Source organism: Blautia sp. MSK18_10, from assembly GCF_020553185.1.
In the GTDB taxonomy this organism is placed as follows: domain Bacteria; phylum Bacillota; class Clostridia; order Lachnospirales; family Lachnospiraceae; genus Blautia_A; species Blautia_A wexlerae.
This window is the reverse complement of sequence record NZ_JAJCGT010000106.1, coordinates 1-1,369: the sequence shown is the minus strand read 5'-3', so window position 1 is coordinate 1,369 and position 1,369 is coordinate 1. Positions and strand designations below refer to the sequence as shown.

General features: G+C 44.0%; 1 protein-coding gene. It reads right to left on the bottom strand.

Going from position 1 to position 1,369, the window contains the following annotated elements:
• Positions 1 to 1,228 (bottom strand): IS200/IS605 family accessory protein TnpB-related protein (locus tag LI074_RS17000; RefSeq protein WP_173681222.1); only part of this gene is annotated, 1,228 nt, incomplete at its 3' end.
• Positions 1,229 to 1,369 lie beyond the last annotated feature (141 nt).

The window sequence follows — 1,369 nt, the reverse complement described above, 5'->3', positions numbered from 1 at the left end:
AAGACCTTTCCGTTACCGGAAGGGGTTTTAAAAGTTCTCTGATAAAATATCTTGCCCCGATATTATACGATGCCGACAGGTCACAGTTATATTGTTTTCCTGTCTGGAATACACAAATACTGTGATTCTTCGGGTTACGGGATACATTTCCAGAACCATCATACGCAAGCCTGCTTGTATTCCATGCACAGACTCTGGATATGCGCATTCCTTTTCTGTGTGCCTGATGTTCACAACGCTTCTGGATATCCCGTTTTCTCCACAGATGCAGTTTCTGCTTTTTCTTTCCGGATATCTTCCCCTGCATTTCCAGATATTCGAATACGATCACATCCGCATGGTTTTCTTCGGCATATTTTACGATCGCACCTGCAATTTTTCTTCCCATCTCTGTATTCAGACGTTTCGTATATGCCCATCTTCCCCGTGACTGCGCAGAGCCGTGCTCTCTCTGGAATCTCCGGATCCGTCCCAGTGTGCGGTACATCCGGTCTTTTTCACTGGGATGATCGATAAATTTTCTTCCCAGGACAGTTCCGTCTGCCCGCATAATGGTACAGACCGCATCGGTATTGATTCCCAAGTCCACACTACAGATGATCTGTTCTTTTACCGGCGTTTTTGTAAGTGTTACTTCTTCCGTATAAGAAAAACGCAGGAAATATTTATGGTATCTTTTCTCCAGTGTCGGGGCTGATGCCTTTTTCCCCGACCAGTTCTTGCGCAGATATTCCATATCCGTATGATTTAAACGCACACAAAACCATTTCCAGTCATGGCCATCATACAGTTTCAGGTATGCTTCGTCTTTTCCTTCTTCTCCTTCCCTGTACATTACATCACGATAAAAAACAGGCATGGCATAATTCTCATACGCCAGTCTGGGTTTCCCTGCTTTTTCTCCTGACTTTTTCCACAGATCCATCCGTGTTTCGTAAGAAGATACACTTCCCAATGCATGCTGGATTGCGGCTCGTCTCAGGTAGGACGGCATCTTCGGGAAGCGAAGATCAAAATCAAAGCGTGCAGAATTCTTTTTCGTGGTATGTACCAGATGCTCCGCGGCATTGAAGCGTCTCTTGCTATCGGAAATCTGTTCCAGTTCTTCCCACACCTGCCCATATATTTCTGTCAGATAACTGACCGCAGACCGGTAGATTTCCAGGGTCTGATGGATTGGAATATTCTGTTTTCGTAATTCTACGCCATAGCTGGATAAAACCTGCATCCCTTTTCCTCCCCGTCAGACAATTATCTGCCTTGCTCCAATTTATCTTATACTGTTTCATCTCTAACTATATCTCTAACTATATTACTTAAATGAAAAACTAATTTCCAGCTGTGGATTATCCCTGTAATTCTGCAGGAT